We start from the raw sequence: 17,202 nt of genomic DNA, 5'->3' as shown, positions 1-17,202 counted from the left end.
CGTAATTTGGAGCGAGAAGGCACGTAGCAAATCCGTGGCCCGAATGCCACCTTTTGATAAGGTTTCCCGACCGGCTTTCCGCGAATGGTAGAACTGATAACCCAAAGTAGAGAAAACCCGTTGCGCCACCCAAGTGGAAGAATGCCAACCGTTGTCGACGTGAAGGGGCAACTCCGATGATATTCGAAAGACTGATGCTTGATGGGGCGCTGCTGATCCATCCGGATCGTCACATCGACGAGCGGGGCCACTTCGCGCGCACCTACTGCCGGGAAACATTTCTGGCGCAAGGCTTGAAAGACTGCAGCCTGCAGTGTTCGACTTCGTTCAATATGCGCAGAGGCACCCTCCGCGGACTGCACTTGCAGCGCGAGCCCCACGGTGAAACCAAGCTGATCCGCTGCGTTCGCGGCCAAGTCTATGACGTCATCGTCGATGTTCGCGATGGTTCAGCCAGCTATGGCCGCTGGCATGCAGTGCATTTGAGCGAGGAGAACGGTCGTAGCCTCTATGTTCCCGCCGGCTTTGCGCATGGATTCATGACCCTCACGGATGATACGGAGCTACTCTACCAGATGGCCGATCCTTTCGTTCCAACATCGGCGGCGGGCATCGTCTGGAATGATCCCGAACTTGAAGTTAGCTGGCCATTCGAACCGATTGTCATGTCAGCAAAGGACCGCTTGCTGCCGACATTGAAGACATGGCGCGATGCACGATAAGTGAAGAGCCACAACCTTTCAGCATCAGGCGTTTTGGCGACCGAACATTGGTTTGTCGACGATGCGAGTGGGCGGCCATGCGGCCTTTTGAAGCTCAACGGATCCGCTTCAGATACCCGTCTGGAGCCACGGTGATCAGTAGCTTGTTCTGGATGCTCTTGTCGATTTCGAACTCGGGATGGCGCTTGAGGAAGTCCCACGCCGCAGTCTTTGCATTGTTGCCTCTGCCCCAGGGACGATCGATGAAGGCGTCTTCCGGCATATCCTCGATGACGGTATCGAACACGATACAATAGCTTCCAACCGTCGTCAGGTCCGCGTAGGCCTCCAACTCGGCAAGCACGTGTTCGTGTGTGTGGTTGCTGTCGAGTATGACGAGCACGCTGCGTTTGCCGGCAGCCCTCGCTCTGACCGCAGAAATCACTTCGGGCGCTACGCTTGAGCCCTCGATCGTGGAAATGCGTCGTGCCAACGGATGGGCTTCGATCGCTGCACGATTGTGCGCGCGGATGTCGATGTCTATACCCAACACGTGCGCGTCTTGCGGTCCGCCCGAAATCGCGTTCAGCTCCAATATCGACGCTGATAAAATGAGCGAACCGCCATGGGCGATGCCGGTTTCGATAACGAGATCCGGCTTGACCGACCAGATGATTTCCTGAAGGGCGAGGACGTCCTGCGGATATTGGATGACGGGACGTCCCATCCATTCGAAATGGTACGAATATTTTGCGCGATTGGCGCGGTCCATCCACGACCTCGTGGCCGCGGCGAGCTCGTGATCATTGCCCATGCTGGTGATCTCATCGGCGCATTCTCGCTTGAATTTCTCGTGCTCGCTCATCGCGATTTCCTTTTGATGTCGACACGGACTTCATAAACATCGTCTCCGTCCGTGAAAGTGCACGCGGGATAGCCTGGAAACGTACGGGCGCGAAGCCGGTTCAGCAGATCGCGCACCTCGCAGGTCTGGTCCAAGACGATCGAGCTCGCCGGTTCCAGCTCGGATGCGCGATGGAACGTGCCGATCGCGAGGTTCTGCGGCCGAGTCTCGAAATTCACGTTGCGCAGCCGGGGATAGGTTTCTTGGACCAGCATCAGCATTGCATCAATCCCCTTGCGGTACAGCGATCCGCCGGTATCTTCCCAGTCGTAGGGAATTTCGAGCTGCGCGACGATATCGCCGCTGTCTACCCCTTCGTCGACCATGTGGAGGCTGACGCCAAAGGGCACGCGATCGAGGATCGACCAGAAATTGTAGTGCTTGCCCCTGCCGTAAGGCAGCAGACTTGGGTGGGTGTTGATAAAGCCGCGCCGTGGCAGCGAGAGCAGCGGCTGCCGGATGATTTTCGGCCACCACGCCAGCAGACCGAGATCGAAGGAGAGCCCTTCACTTGCGGCAAAGCGCAAGATCTGCTCGGAAGACTCGAACACCAGCGTGCGCAGCTCGGCATTGCGGGCACTTGCAGCGATATCGTTGTCGGCGGTGGTGACCACCAGCGCGATATCGCTCCTATAATGGGCGATCAGCCAGCGGGCGACTTCAGAGCCGACATGGCCGTCCGCAAACAGCAAGAGTTTGATCAACGTCTCACTCCTCCCGCAACATTGCGCGCACCACCGAAATCACGCGATCCTGGTCCTCTCGCGTCATGTCATGATAGCTCGGCAGATTGATCGCACGGCCGGGGACGTCGTGCGCATGCCTGTTGTCTGGCACTTCCTCGAACATCGAGAGGCCCGATAGCGGGTAGAAAAAGACGCGGGCGTCGATGTTGTTCGCTGCAAACGCCGCAACAAGCTTTTCACGTGTGACTCCGCTTGACGCGTCGAACACGACGGTAGGCATCCAGGCGCCATTGATGATGTTGGTCGGCTCCGGATTCATCCGCACACCGGGCAAATCTTGCAGGCGGTCCCGGTAATAGTGGAAGATCTGTTGCTTGCGACCGGTCAACTCGGCAATGCGCTCCATCTGGGCACAGCCCATGGCGGCCTGAACGTTTGACATCTTGTACTTGAATCCGACGATGTCGGGCCAAAACTGTTTGGTTTGCGTGCGCGATCTGCCGTGGTTTGAGAGCGTCAGCACCCGCTCGTAAAGCGCGCCGTCGTTCGTCACGAACATGCCACCCTCACCGGTGGTGACCGTCTTCGTACCGTGAAAGGAGAAGGCTCCGAACGCCCCCATGCTGCCCGCACGTTTGCCGAAATACAATGAACCGATCGCTTCCGCTGCGTCCTCGATCACGGGAATGGCATGTTTCTCGCCAATCGCGAGGAGGCGGTCCATGTCGCACAGGTTGCCGTAAATATGGACGGCCAGGATAGCTTTCGTCCGCGGCGTAACCGCAGCCTCTACCAGATCGGGATCGATGCACCAGCTGTCCGGCCGGATGTCGACAAATACCGGCTTGGCACCGAGGTGCGTGATCGGTGCGGCTGAGGCGATCCAGTTGGTATCGGCCATGATGACTTCGTCGCCGGGACCAATCCCAAGCGCCGCCATTCCCATGTGAAGCGCTCCGGTGCAGCTGGACGTGGCAATCGCATACGATGTGCCAAGGTGGGCCTTGAACGCGGCTTCGAAGCGATTGATGTAGTCATAGCAGCGCTCGCCCCAGCCATTTGCGGCGGCGTCCGTAGCGTATCGAACTTCCAGCTCGGTAATGGAGGGTTTGGTGTAGAGAACACGCGATGGCTTGGCTGTATCCATGATGGCTTGCTCCGAAACCGAGCTGGTTCTGAAGAATGAAGATAGGATGGGGTCGATCGGATGCACGCGCATCACGAGGGCGGGCGGTCCAACTGATCATCGCGTCATTTCCCGGCCAATCTGTCATAATGAGGCCGGTCATGATTTCCGGTCCAGAGAACCTCGATCGGCTGGCCGCTTACGGTCACAGCGCCGCCATGGGTCTCTTGTTGAATGGAGTGCTCAATAATTGCCAGCGGCTTATCCTTGACCTGATTGTAGATCCGCTGCACGTAAAATCCCTGAATTGCGAATAGAAACGACACGGTGGCCATCGTTCCGAGTTGAAGCAGTGCCAGCGTCATGAAGCCGAGCGGCATTGGCCTGTCGCTCGTGATCCAGGCGAACAAATAAACACACACCAACACGCTTGCCGCAGCCACGAGGATCAGTCCCAGATAACTTGAGAGCCGCAACGGAATGGTGGTGTGATTGGTGATGCCATCGATCGCCAATTTCAAGAGCTGTGAAAAACCGAACTTCGATTGCCCGTGTGCTCTCGACGAACGCTCGTATGTTATTCCAATCTGCTTCAGGCCAAGACTGGCGATCGTGCCGCGCAGATAAGGATCGTTGTCGTGCAATGCGCAGACTACGTCCACGACTTGCCGGTCGAGCAGGCGGAAATCACCGGCATCGTGCGGCAGGGCATCATCGCTCAGGTGGTTGATGAGGCGATAAAAAGCCATCCGCGCGGCTTTCGTCGGCAGATCCTCCTCGGGGCGCCGCCGCACGCCGTAGACGATGTGATATCCCTCCCTCCATTTCTGCAGGAACTCGAGCAGAAGCTCGGGTGGATCTTGCATATCGGCATCGATTTGCGCGACCGCGTCGCCTCGCGCCTTGTGGTACCCGACGAGAATGGATTTCTGGAATCCGATATTGCGCGAGAAGCGAAAGATCCGAACAGTGAGCACGCTGGGGTCGATCCGAAGCGCCTGCTGCTTGAGTTCGTCCAGCGTCTTGTCGACAGAACAATTGTCGTTGGCCACGACTTCGGTTGCCATGTCCAACTCTTCGCGGATGCGCCGTGCCAGCGCGGTCAGTCGCTGGAACAAGGGTTCGATGTTTCCCTCTTCGTTCAGGGCTGGAACGATAATGGAGACCAGGCCGGCCATCAGGACCTCACCACGTTCAGCTCCTTGAACCAGCAAATGACTCCCTCGATCGGATCACGGCTCGCGGCAAGATAAGGACAGCGCTGATAGACACTTTCGAACACTTCGCCATGAGAATGGATCTTGGAACCGATTTCCAGCAGATCATTTTCGTTGAAGTGTTCGAACACGGCGGAGGCGAGCTCACGCAGGCGGATCGGCTCCGCGGAACTCAATTCGATCACTCGATCCCGACCGTCCACGGAGAGAAACGACCAGACGCTCTCCGCGATATCCTGGACATGGTGATACTCGCGCAACTGCGTGCCGCCGCTCATCTTGAACCGCTCCTTCCGAATGAGCGCGTCGAACATCTGACCGGCGAACATGAATGGATGTGGCCTCTTGCTTCCACCATAAAGCGTGTGCAGTCGGATGTGGTGCCAGCGCAATGCGCCGCCTGCACCGGAGAGGGTCTCAAACATGCGCGACTTGGACGCCAAATAGGCATTGGATGACGCCAGCGCACCGTGACTTTCGAGCACCGAGCCTATTGTCACCAAACGTACCCCGTCTGGCGCCGCCAAGGCGCCGAGGAGAGCATGAAGGCGCCGCGGAAATTCGACGTTGATGGCCTCGATCAGGGCCGGATCGGCCCCTGGATTGACGATGCCGACCGCGCAAATCCAGTCCTGGGCGACGCCAGGCACGAGCATGGACGAGACGGCTTGATCCCCGTTTCCCTCCAGCACCTGCCTCACGAAGTCACGGCTTGCAAGCTCGGCGTCAGTTCCTGGCCGCGCCTCGACTGCGGCCTTTAGCGCAGTACCGAGAAAGCCCGAGTGTCCAATCAGTACAGCGTTTCGATTGGCACCGTTCATGTCACCCTTGGATCAATCCGGCCCTGCGAGTCCCCCCGGGACCGCGCCCAAAATACGCGTTTTGCTTGAGCGACCGGGGAAATGGTTATAGAGGACTGCCTTTGACGTCAAGGTACGCCCGCATAGGAGGATCGATGAAGCGTTCCGGGAAGAGTAGTGACCTTGGGGTCATAATCCTCTGCGGGGGGCAGGGTACGCGCCTGCGCGAGGAGACTGAGTTTAAACCGAAACCGATGGTCACCATCGGGGGGCGCCCGATCCTTTGGCACATCATGCGGATCTACAATCATTTCGGCTGCAACGATTTCCACCTTTGCCTGGGGTACAAGGCCGAAATCATCAAGAACTACTTTCTGAACTACCGATCGAACACCGGCAGCTACCGGGTCCACCTGGCCGACAATCACGTCGAACACCTCGGCGCCCAGGAACGGGTGGAGAACTGGCGGGTGTCCTTGATCGATACCGGTATCGAGACCTTGACGGGAACGCGCGTGAAGCGCGCGCTTAGCGTTCTCGATGGCGAGCGCTTCTTTCTGACCTACGGCGACGGCGTGGCTGACATCGACATCGATCGCCTGCTCGAGCATCATTTCGCCTCGGGCAGGATGGTGACGGTCACAGCGGTTCGGCCATCTTCAAGGTTCGGCGAACTCGATCTCGAGGGGGATACGGTGCGGAGCTTCGTCGAGAAGCCGCAAGTGGGGTCCGGCTGGATCAACGGCGGCTTCATGGTTTTCGAGCGGTCGGCGTTCGAAATGCTGGCAAATGACGGCAACGATCCTCTCGAAACGTCCGTGCTCGAAACGCTGTCCCGGGAGAACCAGGTCAGCGTTTATCGGCACAGCGGCTTCTGGCAATGCATGGACACTTTCCGCGAGATGCAGTTGCTCGAGCAGTTGTGGGCCGAGGATCGGGCCGCTTGGCGAATGTGGAAATCATGATCGAAGCCAGCGCGATTCTGGATCGCCATTTCTGGAACGGCAAAAAGATACTGCTGACGGGGCACACCGGCTTCAAGGGCGCGTGGATGACGATGTTGCTCCGTAGCCTCGGAGCGCGCGTTGCAGGGGTGTCACTTGAGGCCGAACAACCGAGTCTGTTTGAGCAGGCTGGGCTCGCAAAGCACATCGAAGCCCATTATGTGGGAGATTTGCGCGACGCGAAGCAGATCCAGGCCATCGTCGATGCAGAAGGCCCGGAAATCGTCATCCATCTTGCCGCCCAGTCGCTGGTCCGTTTCGCATATCAATTCCCTGCCGTCACCTTCGATACGAATGTGATGGGCACGGTCAATCTGTTCGAAGCATTACGTGGACAGAAATCGTTGCAGGCGATTCTGACGACCACGACTGACAAGGTTTATTACAATCAAGAGCTGGGGCGGCACTTCGTCGAAAGCGACCGCTTGGGTGGCCACGATCCCTATAGCGCGAGCAAGGCTGCCACTGAGGCGGTCATCGCCTCCTATCGCGCCTCCTATCAGCGGCCTGGTGGCGTGGTCTCACTCGTGGCGCGGGCCGGCAACATCGTCGGCGGTGGCGACTGGTCCAAGGACCGCCTGATCCCGGACGCAGTTCGCGCCGCGTTTGACCAAACTCCATTGAGCGTTCGAAGCCCGTCATCGACCCGGCCTTGGCAGTTTGTGCTCGATGCTCTGATCGGTTACCTGATGCTGATCGAACATGGCATGCGACAAAATCAGATCGTCGCCGATCCCAACGACTCCGCCTACAATTTCGGCCCGCTGCCCGATCAACCCAGCGCAGCGGTCTCGGAGGTTTGCGACTGGATTGCCGAAATCTGGCCCGAGCGCTTCAGCTGGCACGTCGTTGCCGGCGATAGTGCTATGAAGGAAAGCAAGCTCCTGCAACTTGACTCCCGCAAGGCCGTCAGCGTCTTGGGATGGCAACCTCGCATGTCCTCCCGAGAGGCTGTCGCTGAAAGCATATCCTGGTATAAAGCCTTCCATGCTGGCAAAGACCCGTTGGAGCTTTGCCAACAACAGATTGAGCATCGACTTGCCCCCGCACATACTTCGATCTAGCCATTGCCGCTCCTGTGGAGCGGAACTGCGCCAGGAGATCATCGATTTTGGCGCGATGCCGATTTCCAATGCGCTGCTGCGTCCGCAGGACGTCGCTTCGGGTGAAAAATTCTACCCACTGCGAGTCATGGCGTGCGACGCGTGCCAATTGGTCCAGCTCGCGGAAGACCTTCCGGCCGATACGCACTTTCACGGCAACTACGCCTATTTCTCGTCCTTCTCGGATTCATGGCTGACCCATTGCGAGGCGTTTACCGACCAAGCCATTCGACGCTTTTCCCTGCAGGAGGGAGATGTCGTCGCGGAAGTTGCCTCCAATGACGGCTATCTACTGAATTTCTTCAAGAACCGGGGGATGCAGGTTGTTGGCGTCGAGCCATCGGCAAACGTCGCGAACGCAGCACGCCAGAAGGGCATCCCGACCGAGACCGCATTTTTTGGATTACAAACCGCTGAGCGGCTCGCGGCCGGTGGGCTGAAGCCCAAATTGATGGTGGCAAACAACGTGTTCGCGCATGTTCCTGACTTGAACGACTTCACTGCGGGCTTCGCGCGGCTCTTGCAGGACGGGAGTGTGCTGACAGTCGAAGTGCATTACTTTCTTTCGCTGATCAAGAATTCGCAGTTCGATTCATTTTACCACGAACACTACAGCTACTATACGGTCCGTGCCGCGGTTGAGCTTTTCAAGCGGCATGGTCTTCGCGTCTACGATGTCGAATTTCTGCCGACGCATGGAGGTTCGATACGCTTGTACGTCTGCCGCGAGGCGGCGTCCTTTGCGCCGTCTCAGTGCCTGTCCGAGACGTTGTTGCGCGAGCAGGCGGTTTTCTCTGAGGCAATTTCGAATGCCGCCGCTTTTCGGGATCGTATCGATCGCATCGGTGAGGATTTGCGCCGCTTCCTTATCGACGCGCGTCGCTCAGGCCGCAAGGTTGCCGGCTTCGGCGCTCCCGCAAAGGCGACCACGCTGCTGAATCACGCGCGCATTACTAAACATCTGCTGCCGTTCACCGTTGACAGCAATCCCAGCAAGCAGGACTTGCTCATCCCGGGTGTCCATGTGCCGGTTTTTGCGCCGAGCATTCTCGACAGTGAGCGCCCAGATTTCGTGCTGGTGTTGCCGTGGAATCTTCGAGAGGAATTGTTGCAACTCTTTGCGGCACGTCGTGAGCAGGGCACGAAAATCGTGTTCGCCGTGCCCGAGCTCGAGATCGTTTAGGATGGCTGGATCAAATAAGACAATTCAGGTCTATATTCCCGTCTATAACGATATTCGGTTCCTGCCTGACGCCGTGGCGTCCGTGTTGATGCAGCAGGATGTCGACGTCGAGGTGATTGTCAGCGACAACGCAAGCACCGATGGAACCTCGGAATGGCTGGCAAACGTAGCCTCGACCGAGCCTCGCCTCCTGGTTCATCGCAATCGCGAGAACCAGGGGATGATGAATAACATCAATCGTCTCGGCGAGTTGGTTACTGCCGATTATTATATGTTTCTTTGCAGTGACGATCGTCTCGGCGCGCCCGATGCGCTGAGCAGCGCGTTGAAGGTGATGATGGATGAGCCTGACGTCGTGTCGGTGTATTGCGACATGCTTTACATCGATGCACTGGGCAGGACGCTTGCAACACGGCGCTTCGACCGCGACGGCCGCTTCGATGCCGCCGCCACGCTGAAGGCCTCGATTATATCGGGCAGGAATCTCTTCGGTATTCCGCTGCTACACCGCCGGTCAGCGGGAGCCGCCATCACTTATCCTGGCCATTTCAGCTACCTTGCGGACGTGTATCATTCGGCCAAGAGCGCCGAGCACGGTTCATTGTTTCATCTGCCGCGGCAGCTCATTCACAATCGATATTCAGGGGGCAATGCGACCGGCAAGCTCTATCATTTGAGCTTGCTACAGTTCAATGCATTGGCCGACGAGTTCGGTATCAAGCTGTCATGGGCTGAACGAACGCTGCAACGGTTGCAAACTCACAAGACGGTGCTCAGTAAGGCCGCGTTTATGCGCTATGCCGGCTGGCGTTCGCGGCAAAGATGAGGAATGGGCTCGCGAACGTGCCGATCACTCAACGATTGTTCGGGGCGCTCGCCCCGAGGCTTGGCCGAGACGAGTCGCACGTTACGCTGGTCTCGAGTCCCATCTACTTCTCTGCCATCTTCGGTTGGACGATGTCGGCGGTATCGGCGGCCATGTGCGCCGTCGTGCGCATGCCGTTGGGCGGCCCTCATTGGTTCGTTTTCGTCAAGGCGTTCTTGCTGGCTGCCGCGATCATATCCTGTGCGACCATCCTGTCCGTCAGATTCGTCGAACAGCGGCGTCGTGGTTATGCTCCGGTGCTCCTGTTCACGCTTGCGGTGTTTTTTCTGCCGTGTCTAGCCTGGCTGATTGGGGCCGCGACCGACATTGTGGCCTATCCGTTGCTGTTCGGACTGGTGGCAATCGGGGTGCGAGAGGCCGCAGCTGCTCGCGTTATGCCGGGCAGCCGCTTCATGCTGGCCATGATGTGCGGCTGCGCCGCCGGCATTGGCTATTTCTTCGTGGTGAATTCAAAGGGCTATGCGACCGTTCTCACCCCGGAACAGGCCGTGATCGGTACTCAGCATCTCGACACCTTCTTCCATGCTGCCATCGCCAACATGCTGCTCAAGTATGGCGCTCTCAGCTTCGGTCTCGATGGGCTAACCCCAATTAAATACCATGTGCTCTCGCACATATGGCTGGGTTGTATCGGGATCTGGCTTCGTGTCCCCACGTTGGACGCCTACTACATCGGCACTCAGATCGTTGCCATTCCAATGCTGTTTTTCAGTATGGCCTTGGCGGTCCACTTGCTGCGGCCAGCGCAAGCGAGATCGGTTGATGGCGCATTCGTCATGTTGGTTCCGCTGCTGCTCTTGGTCACTGCTGACCTTTGGGGATGGACCTCCTATCTCGTCTCGGAGTCTTATTGTCTGTCTATCACCCTGCTTTTGCTCGCGTTTCCGTTGCTGGCAGAAATCGCTGCGGACGACTTTCGGTTGCGTCCCAGCTTGCAGATCGCGGCACTCGTCATCACCGGCATCTTGATCCAGCTCTCGAAAGTTTCCGTAGGCGTTATTTTTTGGAGCGCTACCGGCTATTTGCTCTGGCGACAGCAAGGCTTGACACTGCGGAACCTGATCACGCTGGCCGTGCCAATTCTGCTCCTCGTCGCGCCACTGGCCGCGATCTTTTCGCCGGATGCAGGCTCATATTCTCGCGGGTTCAGCCCTTTCCGCTTCGTCGTGGAATATCCGCGGGGCGCATGGCCGAACATCGCGGCACATCTCGTGCTGCTATACGCTGCAGCAAAGGTGTGGCTATCAGGCTCGGCGCGCGACAGGAAAATTGCGGAAACGTTTGTCATCCTTGTGATCGGTTGTCTCGTGCCGGCTTTGCTGCTCGACATCTACGACACCGCCTACTATTTCGTGAACGTAGGGACGTGGGGCTGCATAGTGTTCGTGAGCTCCTATGGCCCGGCCATTTTTGGAGAAAATGGCCTACGCCGTTTGACGCCCGGCATCCTCATTTTGGCTATCGTTCTCGTTGCGCTGGCCACCGGCGAGAAGAGGAACAGCCTCAAGAAAGTTGCACTCCAGTTCGAAGATCTTAGGACGCGCATGCGCATGCTGAACGGAGAAAGTGTCGGCCCGGACATCAAGACATGGCAAGGACTTCTTGAGCTCCTGGCGCCCGGCAATCCCGCTCGTGCAGCGTTGGCAGACGACGTAAAGCGAACACCCGGAGGCCAAGCGAAGCAAACGCTATTGTCCGCAGGACTGGCGCAGGATCGCCATGCTGCCGTTTTCGTTCCGCCCGACAATTCGGCATTCTGGAGCACTAATGTGGATTGCCGCGGCAACCCGTTTTTTGCCTCGGCGATAATCGGCGTCCCGCTGCTAAGGGGGCTCACTCCATCTGCTCTGAAATGCGGCCTTTATTCTCCTCCCGTCTACCTGCCTGATGCAAGCTCTGCCCCGACGACAGACATGCAGCTCTGCGCGAGAGCTGCCAGGTCAAACCTGACAACGGTCATCGTCCTAGAGGCTCCGACCATCGCGCGCAGGATCGATTGTCCGGTTCGGTGACGCTGGTCATTTTGGCATCTGCCGATGACGGCGTGTAGGCGGAGTTGCGATTGAAGCGTTGCAACGCAAGTATTTGATGCGCGTCGAACGTGGCGCCGCGACGATGATCCGCGATTTACATTGCCTTCAGTTCATATAAGAAGGCCAACTGGAGGTATGCACGAATGTATGTGATCGGGATCAGCTCCGGCATCAAGCACGGCCATCACGACGGCGCCGCCGTCCTGCTCCGCGACGGCGAGTTGATCGCCGCGGCCGAGGAGGAACGCTTCACGCTGGCCAAGCACGCGCGGGGCGAGCTGCCGCGTGGCGCGATCGGATTCTGCCTCAAGCAGGCCGGTATCACCATGCGCGACGTCGACTGGATCTGCTCGCCGCTGAAGACTTACACTAACTACGCGCAGCGGCTGACCGAATATTTCAAGTACCAGTTCGGCCATAGCCCGAAGATCGAGCTTTATGACCACCACCTCTGTCACGCGGCGAGCTCGTTCTACGGCTCCGGGTTTTCGGAGGCGACAGTAGCATGCTTCGACTTCTCTGGCGATTCCAGCTCCGGACTTGTCGCGCATGCGCGCGGCAACGATTTTCGCGTGCTGACGCGGTTCGGCCGGCACAACAGCCTGGGCCTCTATTACGGGATGCTGACGCAGTATCTCGGCTACCAGATGACCAATGACGAATATAAGGTCATGGGTTTGTCCTCCTATGGCAGCCCTGAATATCTCGACAAGTTCGCCAAGCTGCTGCGCCCGAACGGCATCAATTACGAGCTCGATCCCGAACTCGACAAGCGCCGGCGCGATGCGGACATTTTCACCAGCGATTTCTCGACGCGGCAGGAGCGCATCTTCACCGAGAAGATGGAGGAAATCCTCGGGCCGCGGCGGCTGCGGGGCGCGCCGCTCGACCGGCGCATGACCAACGTCGCAGCCAGCGGCCAGAAGCAGCTCGAGATCGTCGCTACGGAGGTGATCAGGTCAGCGATCGCCGAGACTGGCTGCGGTAATGTCTGCATCGCCGGCGGCGTCGGGCTGAACTGCAAGATGAACATGGAGATCGCAGCGGAGCCGTCCGTAAAGCGTCTCTACGTTCCGCCGGTGCCCCACGATGCCGGCGTAGCATTGGGCGCCGCGATGATGAAGTGTGCTGAGGCCGGCCACGCGATCTCACCGCTATCTCACGCGTATTGGGGACCTGAATATTCCAACGACGTTATTCGCGAGACCCTCGGCAAGATCGGTGCGCGTTTCGAGCTGTTGGAGGATCCTGTCTCGAGCTGCGTGACGGATCTCGCTGAACAGAAGACGGTCGGCTGGTTCCAGGGGCGGATGGAGTACGGACCGCGCGCGCTCGGAAATCGCTCGATCCTCGCTGATCCGCGCCATGCCAGCATGAAGGATCGCATCAATCTCACAATCAAGTATCGTGAGGAGTTCCGTCCGTTTTGCCCGTCGGTACTGTACGAACGGCAAGCCGAATATTTCGAGGAGACGTTCGATGCGCCCTTCATGGTCGTGACCTTTCCGGTCAACGAGAAGGTCGCCGACAAGATACCCGCGGTCGTTCACGTCGACAAAACCGCACGCATCCAGAGCGTCCACGTCGATACCAATCCGCTTTACGGCCGCCTGCTCGGCGAGTTCGCAAAATCAACGTCGCTACCCATGCTGATCAACACGAGCCTCAACATCAACGAGCAGCCAACGGTGAATGCACCGCTGGAAGCTCTGCATACCTATTTTTGCTCCGGTCTGGACGTGCTGTATCTCGGGCCTTATCGGCTGTCGAAATCATAAGGAGCGGATATCTCCAATTCCAGCTAGCCGACCCAATGACGTAGTTCGCTGAGATCGGCGCAACCGAGGTGTCATGACGTGCACTCGAACAACGCGCTCGTCCAGTTGCGCTGAGGCGAAAAGAAGCGCGTTGATCCGCCTGCTGCCACGAACTGGCTTGTACCCATCGGATTCTTCGCACAGTCGAGATGGTGGGAGTGGATGATCAAAATCCCTTGTTTACTGGAGAATCATAGACGGGCAAATTGCGCGCATGCAAGCCAATCGCGCCAATCATTATCCCGCCCTGGTTCTAGTTTGCCTGATTATCTTCATCGGCGTTTTTGCCGGTCGTCAGTTCTTGGATCTGTGGCACGGACAAGTAGATACCGTGGGCCAGACCGAGTCGGTTTCGCTCTCTCTTTATGGCCGTTTTCATGGCATCGCCCTTGTGACGGACGCCTATTCCGGCGAGTTCCCAACCTTCTATAACTTTCTTTCCGACTGGCTGATAAATCTACTTGCGTGGACAACCGGCCTCCCAGCCTATTCAGCTCAGGTCCTGATCTACGTTCCGTTTCTGATCGCATTCCTCTTTCTCGGCACTTACTTCTCCGTCCGCGCAGTCGGGGGGGGGCGGGGAGCGGCGTTGCTCTCGGCCGTTCTTGCGCTTGCGTCGGCCGAGACCCCGTTCGTTCACTATCTCTATACTTTGGTCGAACCGCTCTCCGGGCTGCGCTCGCCCACCCAAACGTTGATACCGCCAGCGCAGGCGATCGGCATTGCGTCTTCGCAAGGTTTCGGTTGGGGATTGTTTCTTCCTTCGCTTGCAACGCTATACCGTGCGAGACGGCAAGGCGGAGTGTTGCTAACCTTGTTCGCAGGAGCGCTGCTTGGCGTCTGTTGTCTGGCCCACACGCTGACGTTTCTGCAGGTTGCGACGACGGCAAGTGTCTATGTGGTTTTCGATACGATTGCAGCCCGTATCCGAGAAGGACGACCGATCGATGCTCTTTTGAGAGTTGCGGCAATCCTGGTGCTTACAACAGCTATTGCCCTCGTGAGCCGGAGGACCGGCGTATCGATGGTCAATTTCGCGGTTTATTGGTTCTTCTCCTTCATCATCTCGCTGACGGATTTCAGAAGTCTGCGCTTTGCCGCCGTTTATGGTCTTGCGGCCCTGGCTGTTGCGTCGCCCTATCTGCTTCAGATATGGCAGCTCGGGTTGCAGGGCAGTGCATTTCAGTCCTACGATTCGCCTCTGCCCAAAACCGAGTTCGTTCTGTTTTATCTAGCCTACATCCTTTGTGCTCTGCTGGTTTTCCTGAACGCGCCACTGCTCAAGCGCTCCGATGCCTTGATCTGGATTGCCGCAATGTTGATCGTTTCGATCGGAATGGGTTACGGCAAGATCTTCGGGTTTCAGAACCATGAATACCGTTTTCTGACTAACGCCATTCTCCCATTTGCGGTCGTCTCGGGTTTCATTCTGATGATTCCACCCTCGGGCAGCCGCAGGATCGCAATCTTCGCGGTGATGCCTCTTCTCATGCTGGGCGTGCTCCGCAATCTGTGGGCGACAGCGGGCACATTGCCCGATCTGGTTGGCAAGTCAGTCGGCGCCTTCACGTATATTGGTCGCGCAATTCCGTTGCCGGAGGGAGCTTCCGCGTTGCTGGACAGTCTTCGAACTCAAACGGCGGAATTGACGAAAGGGAGCCGGTTGCTCGTGCCGCCGGAATACGAGTATCCACAGCAAGCCTACAGAAACGGCTTGCTTCTCGCTGTTTCACGATCTCCAAGCTTTATCCCTGATCCGCGATACATCATGTGGAGTGATCTATATGCGGATCGAGTCGCAGTGTTCTGCAGCCTTTTCCCTGCCTATCAACATATCGATGCGCATACGTCGCTGCGGTTGTGCGACAAAACTCCAAAGGAGATCGCGCCCGACCTGATCCTTGCCAATCCCGGGTTAGACGTCCTCTCACTCTATAAGATCAATTTGCTTGCATCCTTCCGTGGTTCGCAAGATAGCTACCTCGCTGAGTGCGCTAGGACTCTTGGCATGACGCCCATTCATGACGCGGACGGCGGCATGCTTTGGCAAAGCTTGGCCAAGCCGGATCCGGACCGGCTTCATTTTGGCGCAGCGTCCTACACCGCCCCCTTTCTGACGATTCCATTTGTCGCGCCGCAGTCCGGAAAATATCTCGTCGTTCTTGCTGGAAGGTCGATAACCAAGCGGGTTCAGCGCATTCAGCTCGGCTCCGTGCTTGTTGATCCTCGCCCAATGGGAGATAGCGCGTTGGCGGTAACAACCGACTTCCAGGCAGGTGCGTCGCAGATCACTCTTGCACTGACGCCCGATCCGCGTTTTCGCTTTGTTTTTCCAACGCCAATCAGACAAATCATAGGAGTTCGGCGAGAAGTCGCGGCGAAATTTCTTGTCGGGCAACGGTTGGAAGAATTAATGCGGTGACGGGCGGGCAAAACTGTATGCAGGATCAGGTTCAAATTCCTGTACCTCTTGATCCTAGCTCTTCTCGCGGGCGTCAACTGTCTTGCTAAGTGCCTCGAATGTCAGGACCTAAACCGGGGGTTGGCGCAAGCCCGCCGAATGGGGAGTCTTCTTAAAGCCACTTCCTGTCGGTTCGAATTAATACTCGGCTCAATACGAACGAGCAACTCACCGTGAACTCACTCTCTCGAGTCTCTGCATCATTGCTCCGAGATTGATGCAATCTATTTAGGAAATGCCAGATTGTCGAAGGAGCCAATTTGGAGAGGCAGTTCAGTTATTTTGCTGCTGATCAGGTGACAATGCGAGCCGCAGTCCTTCGTCCAGCCCTACTTGCGGTCGCCATCCCGTGGCGATTGCCCTCGATATGTCAAGTTGAAGCGAGCCGATCAGGCTGTCGTGCAAACGTTGCTGGCCGACCACTCGAAAGAACGCACTCAGGAGTTCCGGCGATACGTTGAACAATCGCGGTTTCTTGCCGGCCGCCATTGCTAGGCGCTCAATGAATACGGGGGTCGAGACCTGCTCCTGGTCGGCCACGAGAAAGATTTCGAAGCTGCTCTCTAGATGCAAATGGGTGAGCCGGCACACGATGAACGACGAGAGATTTTGCACAGCGAGGAAGGCGCGACGATTGCGGATAGCTCCAAAGGGCAATGGCAGCCCCAAATTGACCGCTTGCTTCAAAAGTGCAAAGTTGCCCTTCGCGCCAGCACCATAAACGAGCGGTGGCCTAATCACCGAGATATTCATGGTGCTTTCGCGCGCCAGCATGCTCAGCCCAGCCTCAGCCGTCGCCTTCGACTTGCCGTAGAGACCTGTTGGTGTGAGAAGATCATCCTCGCTGAAAGGCGCCCGGCCATCACTCGTGCGGCCATGCACAAGAACTGAGCTTACGAAGATGAAGTGGTGCACTCCTGCCCTTGCGGCGCAATCCGCCAGGTGGAGTGTGCCGGCAACGTTGACATCGCGGTAAAGTTGAACTGCATACTCCTCATGTTTATGATGCACGCGGGCGGCGAGATGCACAACGCAATCGATGCCCTCAAGTGCAGCTGACCAATCCGTATTGGGCCCGATGGGTCCGACCACCACTTCATTGTCTATGCAGTCGGAGCGAAGGACAGCGCGACGGACCGACAATCCTTCACGCCCTAGTGCGAGTGTCACATGACGCCCGATGAAACCATTCGCTCCGGTCACGAGTACTCGATCGGGCATCATTTTCCATCCGCGGCTGGCAAATGCTTGAGTGTTCCTGAACTGCCGAACCGTGCGTCG

14 protein-coding genes are annotated in these 17,202 nt (G+C 57.6%); 8 read left to right on the top strand and 6 right to left on the bottom strand.

What is annotated here, in order from left to right; all coding sequences use genetic code 11:
- Positions 1–176: 176 nt before the first annotated feature.
- A complete protein-coding gene (gene rfbC, locus HAP40_RS26630; protein WP_166814953.1) occupies positions 177–722 on the top strand; it encodes a dTDP-4-dehydrorhamnose 3,5-epimerase in 546 nt (181 codons plus the stop codon).
- 94 nt (positions 723–816) lie between these two features.
- Here rfbC and HAP40_RS26625 read toward each other — a convergent pair whose 3' ends face one another.
- From HAP40_RS26625 to HAP40_RS26605, 5 genes are all read right to left on the bottom strand, one after another.
- On the bottom strand, positions 817–1,566 hold the full coding sequence (locus HAP40_RS26625) for a cephalosporin hydroxylase family protein (protein ID WP_166814954.1): 750 nt from the start codon (positions 1,564–1,566) through the stop codon (positions 817–819).
- A complete protein-coding gene (locus tag HAP40_RS26620) occupies positions 1,563–2,309 on the bottom strand; it encodes a formyltransferase family protein (RefSeq protein ID WP_208024887.1) in 747 nt (248 codons plus the stop codon). The genes HAP40_RS26625 and HAP40_RS26620 overlap by 4 nt, the downstream gene beginning before the upstream one ends.
- Positions 2,310–2,313: 4 nt before the next feature.
- Complete coding sequence (locus tag HAP40_RS26615; protein WP_166814955.1) at positions 2,314–3,438, bottom strand: DegT/DnrJ/EryC1/StrS family aminotransferase; 1,125 nt, start codon at positions 3,436–3,438, stop codon at positions 2,314–2,316.
- 104 nt (positions 3,439–3,542) lie between these two features.
- Positions 3,543–4,595, bottom strand: a complete 1,053-nt coding sequence (locus HAP40_RS26610) for a glycosyltransferase family 2 protein (protein ID WP_166814956.1) — start codon at positions 4,593–4,595, stop codon at positions 3,543–3,545.
- Complete coding sequence (locus HAP40_RS26605; RefSeq protein WP_166814957.1) at positions 4,595–5,455, bottom strand: NAD(P)-dependent oxidoreductase; 861 nt, start codon at positions 5,453–5,455, stop codon at positions 4,595–4,597. The genes HAP40_RS26610 and HAP40_RS26605 overlap by 1 nt, the downstream gene beginning before the upstream one ends.
- A 134-nt stretch (positions 5,456–5,589) precedes the next feature.
- Between HAP40_RS26605 and rfbF the strand changes: the two genes are divergently transcribed.
- The 7 genes from rfbF (at position 5,590) to HAP40_RS26570 (ending at position 15,882) form a co-directional block, all read left to right on the top strand.
- Complete coding sequence (rfbF, locus tag HAP40_RS26600) at positions 5,590–6,399, top strand: glucose-1-phosphate cytidylyltransferase (RefSeq protein ID WP_166814958.1); 810 nt, start codon at positions 5,590–5,592, stop codon at positions 6,397–6,399.
- Positions 6,387–7,502 (top strand): CDP-glucose 4,6-dehydratase, encoded by a 1,116-nt coding sequence (rfbG, locus tag HAP40_RS26595; RefSeq protein ID WP_246741354.1) that lies wholly within the window; start codon positions 6,387–6,389, stop codon positions 7,500–7,502. Before rfbF ends, rfbG begins: the two co-directional genes overlap by 13 nt.
- A complete protein-coding gene (locus HAP40_RS26590; RefSeq protein WP_166814959.1) occupies positions 7,426–8,724 on the top strand; it encodes a class I SAM-dependent methyltransferase in 1,299 nt (432 codons plus the stop codon). The genes rfbG and HAP40_RS26590 overlap by 77 nt, the downstream gene beginning before the upstream one ends.
- Position 8,725: 1 nt before the next feature.
- On the top strand, positions 8,726–9,550 hold the full coding sequence (locus tag HAP40_RS26585) for a glycosyltransferase family A protein (RefSeq protein ID WP_166814960.1): 825 nt from the start codon (positions 8,726–8,728) through the stop codon (positions 9,548–9,550).
- Between the two features lie 131 nt (positions 9,551–9,681).
- Positions 9,682–11,622, top strand: coding sequence for a hypothetical protein (locus tag HAP40_RS26580; RefSeq protein ID WP_166814961.1), 1,941 nt, complete (start codon positions 9,682–9,684; stop codon positions 11,620–11,622).
- Between the two features lie 164 nt (positions 11,623–11,786).
- Entirely contained in the window at positions 11,787–13,421 is a 1,635-nt protein-coding gene (locus HAP40_RS26575) for a carbamoyltransferase family protein (RefSeq protein WP_166814962.1), read from the top strand.
- Between the two features lie 253 nt (positions 13,422–13,674).
- Positions 13,675–15,882, top strand: coding sequence for a hypothetical protein (locus HAP40_RS26570; protein WP_166814963.1), 2,208 nt, complete (start codon positions 13,675–13,677; stop codon positions 15,880–15,882).
- A gap of 312 nt (positions 15,883–16,194) precedes the next feature.
- Here the strand turns inward: HAP40_RS26570 and HAP40_RS26565 are convergent, their stop codons facing one another.
- On the bottom strand, positions 16,195–17,145 hold the full coding sequence (locus HAP40_RS26565; RefSeq protein WP_414645344.1) for an NAD-dependent epimerase/dehydratase family protein: 951 nt from the start codon (positions 17,143–17,145) through the stop codon (positions 16,195–16,197).
- Positions 17,146–17,202 lie beyond the last annotated feature (57 nt).

It is taken from the genome of Bradyrhizobium sp. 1(2017), assembly GCF_011602485.2.
Classification (GTDB): domain Bacteria; phylum Pseudomonadota; class Alphaproteobacteria; order Rhizobiales; family Xanthobacteraceae; genus Bradyrhizobium.
This window is presented reverse-complemented; position numbering and strand designations above follow the sequence as displayed.

What these genes read in the sequence shown, in the direction of transcription:
- HAP40_RS26585 (WP_166814960.1), top strand. Translation starts at nt 8,726, where the DNA reads ATGGCTGGATCAAATAAGACAATTCAGGTCTATATTCCCGTCTATAAC.
- HAP40_RS26615 (WP_166814955.1), bottom strand. Translation starts at nt 3,438, where the DNA reads ATGGATACAGCCAAGCCATCGCGTGTTCTCTACACCAAACCCTCCATT.
- HAP40_RS26610 (WP_166814956.1), bottom strand. Translation starts at nt 4,595, where the DNA reads ATGGCCGGCCTGGTCTCCATTATCGTTCCAGCCCTGAACGAAGAGGGA.
- HAP40_RS26575 (WP_166814962.1), top strand. Translation starts at nt 11,787, where the DNA reads ATGTATGTGATCGGGATCAGCTCCGGCATCAAGCACGGCCATCACGAC.
- HAP40_RS26565 (WP_414645344.1), bottom strand. Translation starts at nt 17,145, where the DNA reads ATGATGCCCGATCGAGTACTCGTGACCGGAGCGAATGGTTTCATCGGG.
- HAP40_RS26605 (WP_166814957.1), bottom strand. Translation starts at nt 5,455, where the DNA reads ATGAACGGTGCCAATCGAAACGCTGTACTGATTGGACACTCGGGCTTT.
- rfbF (WP_166814958.1), top strand. Translation starts at nt 5,590, where the DNA reads ATGAAGCGTTCCGGGAAGAGTAGTGACCTTGGGGTCATAATCCTCTGC.
- HAP40_RS26590 (WP_166814959.1), top strand. Translation starts at nt 7,426, where the DNA reads ATGCTGGCAAAGACCCGTTGGAGCTTTGCCAACAACAGATTGAGCATC.
- HAP40_RS26570 (WP_166814963.1), top strand. Translation starts at nt 13,675, where the DNA reads ATGCAAGCCAATCGCGCCAATCATTATCCCGCCCTGGTTCTAGTTTGC.
- HAP40_RS26580 (WP_166814961.1), top strand. Translation starts at nt 9,682, where the DNA reads ATGTCGGCGGTATCGGCGGCCATGTGCGCCGTCGTGCGCATGCCGTTG.
- HAP40_RS26625 (WP_166814954.1), bottom strand. Translation starts at nt 1,566, where the DNA reads ATGAGCGAGCACGAGAAATTCAAGCGAGAATGCGCCGATGAGATCACC.
- rfbC (WP_166814953.1), top strand. Translation starts at nt 177, where the DNA reads ATGATATTCGAAAGACTGATGCTTGATGGGGCGCTGCTGATCCATCCG.